This window comes from Mesorhizobium album (assembly GCF_033977205.1).
GTDB classification, from domain to species: Bacteria; Pseudomonadota; Alphaproteobacteria; order Rhizobiales; family Rhizobiaceae; genus Mesorhizobium; species Mesorhizobium album.
In genome coordinates, this window is the sequence record NZ_JAVIIW010000065.1 from 25009 (window position 1) to 31008 (window position 6000).

Here is a 6000-nt window from a genome sequence, read left to right on the forward strand (position 1 = left end):
GATTCCAATTGCACAGAATGAGAATAACCGATCGGATGGCGGCGTCCGCCAATCAACTCGACCAACCAGGGTTCAAAATTGACGTTCTGTGTAATACCTGCTTAGAATACGGTATTACCAAGGAGCGAACATGACCACCACTGTCACAGCCAAGGGACAGGTGACCATTCCGAAGCCGGTTCGTGATCTTCTCGGGATCGTTCCTGGGAGCAAGGTCGATTTCCGACGCGCCGCCGATGGCAGCGTGGTGCTCGCGCGCGCCGACAATAAGCAGCCCGCAAGCCGCTTCGCCAAATTGCGTGGCCATGCCGGCAACGGGCTCGATACCGACGCGATCATGGCGCTCACTCGTGGTGAAACGTGACGCTCGTCGACACCAACGTACTCCTCGATCTTGTCACCGACGATCCGAAGTGGGCGGATTGGTCGCTATCTCAGCTTGAAGCAGCGAGCCTTGATGGGCCTTTGCTGATCAATGACGCGGTTTATGCTGAGCTTGCTGTTCGGTATGAACGCATCGAGCATCTTGAGGCGTTTGTCGACGGGGCGGGGCTCGAAATGACTTCAATGCCGCGTGCCGCGCTATTTCTGGCGGGCAAGGTCTTTACACAATATCGGCGGGCCGGTGGATCGAGGACCGGTGTGCTGCCCGACTTCTTCATTGGTGCGCATGCGGCTGTCGCCCAGGTGCCGCTGCTGACGCGCGATGTGAGGCGCTACCAGACGTACTTTCCGTCACTGGAACTGATTGCGCCGAATATGTGAGCGGCCGCAGCGGCAGGGGAGAGGCCTTCTCCAGCGCCTAAAAACGCGGAGGCTTTTGTGAGGTTGACGCCGAAACGGTCGCGGCGGCGCCGCGCACGCCGGCGGCAAGCGCGGTGCGTTTCACCAGGCGGGCGACCTCCTGGTCATTCAGCTGCGGCACCGACCGCCTTGCCGTGGCCGGAGACGCGCCGGAACAGCGGTCCGCGCGGGATCAAGCAGTTTGTTTGCTTAAGACGAGTGCGCAGCGCCTCTATTGCCTTCAAGCATCTAAGCTCCAGATTTCTTGATAAGGATGTTCAAGAACAGCCCAGCTAACGCAGGCATTCGACAGGTAGGCCGTTGTGGCAAATTTCAGCCTGCGAAGTGAACCGCTCAGGGGAAGAGCATTCGTAGGGAGGAATCGCCATGTCAAACAGAATGATGTCCCTGCTAGGTGGCGCCCTCATGGCCAGCGCGGCATTCACTGCCGTGCCGGCGGCCGCGGACGACATCGTCCTCGGCGCTTCAGTGCAGTTGACCGGTTCATCGGCCAATACCGGCCGCTATTACAAAGACGCATACACATTCGCCATCGAGAAGATCAACGCGGCGGGCGGGGTCAGAGTGGGTGGCGAAAAACGCAAGCTGGCACTGAAGATCTACGACAACCAGTCGGACGTGAATTTGAGCGTCAGGCAGTACACGCAGCTCGTCGCGAAGGACAAGGTCGCCCTGCTGCTCGGGCCGTTCGCGTCGAACTTCGCGCTCGCGGATTCAGCCGTGTCGGAGAAATACCAGGTCCCGATGGTCCAAGGTGGCGGCGCGTCAGACCAGATTTTCTCACGCAAATTCAAATATATATTTGGAACGCTTGCGCCGGCCAGCAACTATTTCGGCTCGACCGTCAAGATGCTGAAGGAGCTTCAGCCGGCACCCAAGACTGTCGCACTCCTCTATGCAGACGATGCCTTCGACGTATCGGTCGGAGAGGGTACGCGACCGCTCCTCAAGGAGGCCGGCTTCAACATCGTCATGGACGAAAAATACAGCTCCAATGCCAGTGACTTCAATTCGCTCCTGTCACAGATCAAAAGCAACGGCGCCGAGGTCGTGCTGGTGGCCGGCCACGAAACCGAGATCCTCAACTTCGTGCGCCAGGCCAAGAGCCTGGCAGTGGCCCCGAAAATGTATTCCTTCACTGTCGGCGTACCGAGCGAGGATTTCCGCAAGGCGCTCGGCGCGGACGCCGACTACGCCTTCGGCATGACCGCCTGGCTGCCGTCGGCCAAGCTCAAGGACAGATGGTTCGGCGATGCCGCCACCTTCGCCAAGGAATATAAGGCCAAGTTCAATTACGATCCGGACTACCACGCCGCCTCAGGCGCGGCCGATATCGAGGCGCTGGCGCAGGCCATCGAGAATGCTGGCGACACCGATCCGGCCAAGGTGCGCGATGCCTTGGCCAAGCTCAATTTCGACAGCCTCTACGGCAAGATCGCCTTTGGCGAGAACGGTCAGATCGACCTGCCGCAGACTGTGATCCAGGTGCAGGGAAACGAGCTCAAAGCGATCTATGGGCCGGACGGACTGATCGAGAAGCCGAAATATCCGATGCCGGCCTGGAACGCGCGCTAGACCTGGTCAGCCGTCGGCGGAGGCTACCTTGAACCTGCTCGCGCAAATCCTGATCAACGGTGTGCTGCTCGGCGGCCTCTATGCCGTCATGGCACTCGGGCTTGCGCTGGTCTGGGGCGTGCTCAACATCGTCAACCTTGCGCATGGCGCCTTCATCATGCTGGGGGCCTATCTCTCGTGGCACCTCTACAACTATCTCGGCATTGACCCGTTCATCGGCCTGCCGCTCACCGCGGTTGTCATGTTCGCGCTGGGCTACGGCGTGCAGCGAGGCCTGTTAAACCTCGTGGTGCGGGCGCCGATGTTCAACACGCTCTTGATCACCTTCGGGCTGGAAGTGGTGCTGACCTATCTGGCGCAGCTTGCCTTTTCCGCCGACTTCCGCACCATCAACCCGCCCTATGCCGGCAACAGCATCGCGCTCGGGCCTCTGGCGCTGCCGCAGGCACGGCTGATGGCCTTTGGCGTGGCTCTGGCGCTGACGGCAGCGATGTGGGCGTTTCTGCTGCGCACCAGGCTCGGCCGCGCCATCAGAGCGACAGCGCAGAACCTGACGGCGGCGCGGCTTTATGGAGTGGAGCCGCGCCATCTCTATGCCGTGACCTTTGGTATTGGCATCGGCCTTGCGGGTACTGCCGGAGGGCTCTACGGCACGGTCTCGCAGATCAATCCCTATATTGGCGCGACACTGACGGCAAAGTGCTTCGCTATCGCCATCATCGGCGGGCTGGATGATCCCCTTGGCGTGCTGGTCGGGGGTCTGGTGCTCGGCATCATCGAGTCGCTCGCCGTGCTCTATATCGGCGCCACCTTCGGTGACGTGGCGAGCTTCGGCGTGCTGGTGGCGGTGCTGATTGCGCGGCCGAGCGGCCTGCTCGGCAAAACGGCATGAGCGCGGCGCGCATTGGCCTTTGCGCGCTGGTGGTGGCGGTGCTGGCGGCCGCGCCCTGGTTCGGCTCGGACGTGCTGGTCCAGTTCGGCATAAACGCGTTGCTGCTTGCCGTGCTGGCGCAAGGCTGGAACATCATCGGCGGCTATACCGGCTACGCCTCCTTCGGCAATTCGGTGTTCTATGGCCTAGGCAGCTACGGCGTGGCAATCGCCATGGTGCAGTGGGAACTGCCCTTCGCCGCGGGGTTGGCATTCGGCTTGGCGATGGCGGTGGCCTTCGCCTTCCTGCTTGGCCTGCCGGTGCTGAGACTCAAGGGCCATTATTTCGCCATCGCCACGCTGGCGCTGGCGCAGGTGATGATCGCCATTGTTTCCAATGTCGAGCTCGCCGGCCAGAACATCGGCCTGGTGCTGCCGCCGCTCAACAACGATCCGCTGTTCTACGAGCTGGCACTCGGCCTGCTGGTGCTGGCGACGCTCACCATCTACTGGCTGACGCGGAGCCGCTTCGGCTTCGGGCTGATAGCCATCCGCGAGAACGAGGAAGCGGCCGCGGTGATGGGTGTCAACACAACGCTCTACAAGGTGCTGGCCTTTGCGCTTTCGGGCGTGTTCTGCGCGTTGGCCGGCGGCATCCACGCATACTGGATCACCTTCCTCGACCCCGAAAGCGCCTTCGACATCAGCCTCAACGTCAAGATGATCATCATGGCGGTGTTCGGCGGCCCAGGCACGGTGCTCGGGCCGGTCGTCGGCGCGCTCGCACTGTCGGCTGTCTCGGAGGTGCTGTCGAGCGAAGTGACCGGCCTGGCCAGCCTGTTCTTTGGCCTGGTCGTGGTCGCCGCCGTGGTGCTGATGCCGCGCGGGCTGGCCGACGTGGTGCGGCGGTTCCGCAAATCAGGTTGGCGCTATTTCGCCGAGAACATCCGGGCGCATCGCATATGAGCACGATCCTGGAAATCTGCCATGCCACGCGTCGCTTCGCCGGGCTGGTCGCCGTCAATGACGTCTCCTTCACACTGGAGCAAGGCGAGATCCTCGGCATCATCGGTCCCAACGGCGCGGGCAAGACGACCCTGATCAGCCTGGTCAGCGGCACGCTTGCGCCGAGCTCGGGCGACATCGTCTTCGAGGGGCAGTCGATCACGAAGCTGCCGGCCTATCGCCGTGCCCGGCTAGGTATCGGCCGCACTTTTCAGATCATGCGGCCGTTTCCCGGCCTTTCAGTGCTGGACAATGTTGCCGTCGGCGCCCTGTTCGGCCGCAACGAAGGTGGCCTGGCGGAGGCGCGCGAGCGGGCGCGAGGCCATCTCGACTCCGTCGGTCTCGCCAGATTCGCTAGCCAGCGCGCCGACGAGCTCGGCGGGCCAGGCCGCAAGCGGCTGGAACTTGCCAAGGCGCTGGCCATGCAGCCGAAGCTGCTTTTGTGCGACGAGGTAATGGCGGGCTTGAACCATGTCGAGATCGACGAGGTAATCGGCGTCATTCGCAAGCTTCGCGACAGCGGCATTTCGATCTTGGTGATCGAGCATGTCATCAAGGCGATCAAGAGCCTGTCCGATCGGCTGTTGGTGCTGCACCACGGCGTGAAGATCGCCGACGGCGCGCCCGATGCGGTACTTGCCGACCACACGGTGGTCGAGGCCTATCTCGGCAGGAGGCGCTCATGATCGGGAGGAGGGAGCCAAATGCCGGCCGCAGCGCAAGCGTTGCGACCGCGGGAACGCCGAGCAATGCGGCGGCCCTGCTGAAGGTGTCCGGCCTCGGGGCTGGCTATGGCGGCATGCCGGTGCTGCGTGAGGTCTCGCTGGAGGTCAACAAAGCCGAGATTGTAGCGCTGGTGGGCAGCAACGGCGCCGGCAAGACGACGCTGCTGAGGGCGCTGTCGCGGGTTATCCGCTCGACCGGCACGATCGAGTTCGCTGACCGCGACCTCTCGCCGATGACGCCCGACGAAGCGTTCGGCGCAGGGCTGGTGCAGGTGCCGGAGGGCCGCCAGCTTTTCGACCGGATGAGTGTCGAGGACAATCTCCTGATGGGCGCCTACAGGCGCGGCGACGGCCAGGCGATCGGGCGGGACCTCGAACGCATCTACGGCCTGTTCCCGCGCCTTGGCGAGCGTCGGCGACAGCTTGCCGGCTCGCTGTCGGGCGGCGAGCAGCAGATGTGCGCCATGGGGCGTGGGCTGATGGCGGCACCGGTGCTCCTGATGATCGACGAGATGAGCCTTGGCCTCGCGCCCGTGGTAGTCGAGCAGTTGATGGAGGTGCTGGCGGCAATCCGCCAAGACGGCGTCACGATCCTGCTGGTCGAGCAGGACGTGCACCTGGCGCTGTCGGGCGCCGACCGCGGCTATGTCATGGAAACCGGCCGCATCGTCCACCATGGCGCGGCAAAGACGCTGATCGACGACCCGCAGGTGCGTCGGGCGTATCTCGGACTGTAGATGATGCGACCCGATCGCCTTGCCGATAACCATGAACGCTCCAGGCCAAAAGTGGAACCCGGCACAAGATCGTTCGGAAGCTGGTGACATCGACTGTAACTGCCAGAATTGGTACGAGCCAATTCGATGCTCATTGACAGGAGACGCTCCGATATAATGCAGTGTTCTTAGTCCTAGTGGTTTCCACCTAACGGAAGAGTCCGATTTGGGATTCCCCTTTGGCGGTGTGTGTGCGAGTCTGCCGGATGCGCACAGGAATCTCGCTCACCGTTTCTTCGATTGAT

7 protein-coding genes and 1 pseudogene are annotated in these 6000 nt (G+C 62.5%); 7 read left to right on the top strand and 1 reads right to left on the bottom strand.

What is annotated here, in order from left to right; all coding sequences use genetic code 11:
- Nucleotides 1–130 precede the first annotated feature (130 nt).
- Both RFN28_RS31985 and RFN28_RS31990 read left to right on the top strand, forming a co-directional pair.
- On the top strand, nucleotides 131–364 hold the full coding sequence (locus RFN28_RS31985; RefSeq protein ID WP_320291152.1) for an AbrB/MazE/SpoVT family DNA-binding domain-containing protein: 234 nt from the start codon (nucleotides 131–133) through the stop codon (nucleotides 362–364).
- Nucleotides 361–765, top strand: coding sequence for a type II toxin-antitoxin system VapC family toxin (locus RFN28_RS31990; RefSeq protein WP_320291153.1), 405 nt, complete (start codon nucleotides 361–363; stop codon nucleotides 763–765). Before RFN28_RS31985 ends, RFN28_RS31990 begins: the two co-directional genes overlap by 4 nt.
- 88 nt (nucleotides 766–853) lie before the next feature.
- Here the strand turns inward: RFN28_RS31990 and RFN28_RS31995 are convergent.
- A pseudogene (locus tag RFN28_RS31995) lies at nucleotides 854–977 on the bottom strand (integrase); the annotation flags it as partial.
- A 232-nt stretch (nucleotides 978–1209) separates the two neighbouring features.
- On the opposite strand from RFN28_RS31995, the gene RFN28_RS32000 reads away from it, so the two are divergent.
- Genes RFN28_RS32000 through RFN28_RS32020 form a run of 5 tightly spaced genes read left to right on the top strand, consistent with a single transcriptional unit; the run spans nucleotide 1210 to nucleotide 5716 of the window.
- Complete coding sequence (locus RFN28_RS32000; RefSeq protein ID WP_430679375.1) at nucleotides 1210–2379, top strand: amino acid ABC transporter substrate-binding protein; 1170 nt, start codon at nucleotides 1210–1212, stop codon at nucleotides 2377–2379.
- Nucleotides 2380–2407: 28 nt separating this feature from the next.
- Nucleotides 2408–3271 carry a branched-chain amino acid ABC transporter permease gene (locus tag RFN28_RS32005; RefSeq protein ID WP_320291154.1) on the top strand — a complete coding sequence of 288 codons (864 nt, stop codon included), beginning with the start codon at nucleotides 2408–2410 and terminating at the stop codon, nucleotides 3269–3271.
- The gene (locus tag RFN28_RS32010; protein WP_320291155.1) at nucleotides 3268–4215 is read left to right on the top strand and encodes a branched-chain amino acid ABC transporter permease; all 948 of its coding nucleotides are present in this window, start codon (nucleotides 3268–3270) and stop codon (nucleotides 4213–4215) included. The genes RFN28_RS32005 and RFN28_RS32010 overlap by 4 nt, the downstream gene beginning before the upstream one ends.
- Nucleotides 4212–4940, top strand: coding sequence for an ABC transporter ATP-binding protein (locus RFN28_RS32015; protein WP_320291156.1), 729 nt, complete (start codon nucleotides 4212–4214; stop codon nucleotides 4938–4940). Before RFN28_RS32010 ends, RFN28_RS32015 begins: the two co-directional genes overlap by 4 nt.
- Nucleotides 4937–5716, top strand: coding sequence for an ABC transporter ATP-binding protein (locus RFN28_RS32020; protein WP_430679372.1), 780 nt, complete (start codon nucleotides 4937–4939; stop codon nucleotides 5714–5716). Before RFN28_RS32015 ends, RFN28_RS32020 begins: the two co-directional genes overlap by 4 nt.
- Nucleotides 5717–6000: the final 284 nt, after the last annotated feature.